The following is a 2,584-nucleotide window of genomic DNA, read 5'->3' on the forward strand; positions in this document are numbered from 1 at the left end:
GGTGGCGGGGAAAGACATGCCGGTGTTTCTCAAACGCGAAATCACCGAACAGTTCCCCTTCCTCAAAAAAGATAACCTCAAACACAGCGACTACGCCAAAAAATCAATACAGGATCTCTTCGGCACGGAAGGACTTTCAAAAGCGCAACAACTGCAGTTCAATTATGCCTCTTCCATTGTGGCGTTGAATACAGGAAATGGTCATTTCAGTGTGCAGCCATTGCCGCTGTTGGTACAATTGTCGAGTGTGAACGCAATCTGCCCGACGGATGTGAACGGCGACGGCAAAACGGATTTGCTGCTGGGCGGTAACCTTTTCACGTTCCCGCCGCAGTTTGGACGACTGGATGCCAGCTACGGACACCTTTTGCTAAACAACGGGAAAGGTGCATTCAATTATGTGGAAACCAAAACGTCTGGGATAAATGTCAAAGGTGAGGTAAAGGATATCAAAGAGATTAGCAACAAGAACGGCCGATTTTATCTCTTTGCCCAAAACGATTCGATCCCGGTTCTGTACCGGTTCCAAAACGCAAGCCGGTTCTAAATCCTCTAACATGCTGCTGAAAAAAACAGGAACAGGTACGTGGAAATATAGCAGGGCAATGGCTGGTCTTTTGCTGGCCGGCGGCGCTTTGCTGTTCTCCTCGTGCCGCAGCGAGACGGCAGCATCGGCACCGCTGTTCTCCCAGCTGGAGAATACCGGCATCACCTTTCGAAACGATGTGAAGGACAGCAAGGAGGATAACGGCTTTCTGTTTCGTAATTTTTACAATGGCGGCGGCGTGGCCACCGGCGATATCAACAACGATGGCCTGCCCGATATCATGTTGACTTCCAACCAGGGTGAGAACAAATTGTACCTGAACAGGGGCAACTTTCATTTTGAAGACATTTCGCAAAAAGCCGGGTTGAAACAGGAAGGCTACTGGAACACCGGCGTTACCATGGTTGACGTAAACGCCGACGGCTGGCTGGATATCTATGTTTGCAGCTCCGGTCACGTGAATGATGGTCACCGGAAAAACAAGCTTTACATCAACCAACACAACAACACGTTTATTGAAGAGGGGGCAAAGTATGGGCTGGATATTTCCGGTTTTTGCACACAGGCCGCTTTTTTCGATTACGACATGGACGGCGACCTGGATTGCTTTGTCATCAACAACAGTCCCATTCCTTTCAGTTCTCTCAACTATGCCAACATGCGGGACGTGGACATTGCGCAATGGCAGGTGGATGAAAAGCTGAAGGGTGGTGGCAATCACCTGTACAAAAACGACGAAGGCCATTTTCGGGAAGTGACCAAAGAGGCCGGCTTGCACACGGGACTGATCTCATTTGGCCTGGGCGTTTCGGTGGGCGACATCAACAAAGATGGTTACCCGGATATTTACGTGGGCAACGACTTCATTGAGAAAGATTATCTCTACATCAACCAAAAAAACGGCACCTTCCGTGACGACCTGGAAGGTTGCATTCAAAAGATCAGCATGTCGTCCATGAGTACGGACCTCGGCGACATCAACAACGACGGCTACCCGGATATCTTTACCACCGACATGATTCCCGATGACGATTATCGCCTGAAGACAACCGGCACGTTCGACAACATTGACCTCTATTTGAGTAAGCAAAAAGCCGGCTTGTACCACCAATACGTACGCAATTGCCTGCAGGTGAACAACGGCAACGGCACTTTTTCGGAGGTTGGTAATTATGCAGGTGTCTACGGTACCGACTGGAGTTGGGGTGCCCTGTTCTTCGATGCCGACAACGACGGGCTGAACGATATTTTTGTTTGCAACGGCATTGCCAAGGACGTGGGAGATCTTGATTTTCTTGATTTCTTTTCCAACGACGTGTACACCAAAATGGTGAACACCGGTCAGCGTACCGATATGGATGAACTGCTGAAGCAGATTCCGGTGAATCCCCTTCCCAACCGAATCTTTCGCAACAAGGGAAATTTTGCCTTCCAGGATGCCGGAAAGGACTGGGGATTTAGCCAGCCCTCTTTCTCCAACAGTGTGGCTTACGCCGATCTTGACGGCGACGGAGACCTGGACCTGGTGGTGAACAACGAAAACCAAAATGCATTTGTATACCGCAACAATGAACGGGAGCGGGGCGGCAACAATTTTCTGGCGCTGCAGCTGAAGGGCAAAGGCGCCAACCTGTTTGCGATTGGGGCCTCTGTCGCTGCATACAAGGACGGCAATATTTTCTGCCGCGATGTTTCGCCGGTGCGGGGCTTTCAATCGTCCATGGATTACCGGCAGGTCATCGGCCTTGGCAAGCACACGGCTATTGATTCTCTCGTTGTAACATGGCCCGACAGAACAAGAACTGTTTACCGGAACCTGCCGGTCAACCGGCTGCACGTGCTGCACCAGGGAAATGAAAAAAGTGAACGGGTGGAAGAACCGGGTTCCGGTGCCACGCTATTGAAGCCGGTTGAAGTCTCCTCATTTGATCGTCATGTGGAGGATGATTATGTAGATTTTTATTATGAGCGGAATTTACCGGAGTTGTTGTCGCGGGAGGGCCCGCACGTGGCTGCGGGGGATGTGAACGGTGATGG

The 2,584-nt window shown here is 50.7% G+C and carries 2 protein-coding genes; both read left to right on the top strand.

Translation table 11 applies throughout. The annotated features are described in order from the left end of the window. The coding region (locus D6024_RS26205) for an FG-GAP and VCBS repeat-containing protein (RefSeq protein ID WP_162945063.1) at window positions 1-547 on the top strand (547 nt) is incomplete at its 5' end. 10 nt (window positions 548-557) lie between these two features. Continuing rightward, the coding region (locus D6024_RS26210) for a CRTAC1 family protein (RefSeq protein WP_240410173.1) at window positions 558-2,584 on the top strand (2,027 nt) is incomplete at its 3' end.

Origin of the sequence: Flavisolibacter nicotianae, from assembly GCF_003628535.1 — a bacterium.
Taxonomy (GTDB): domain Bacteria; phylum Bacteroidota; class Bacteroidia; order Chitinophagales; family Chitinophagaceae; genus Flavisolibacter; species Flavisolibacter nicotianae.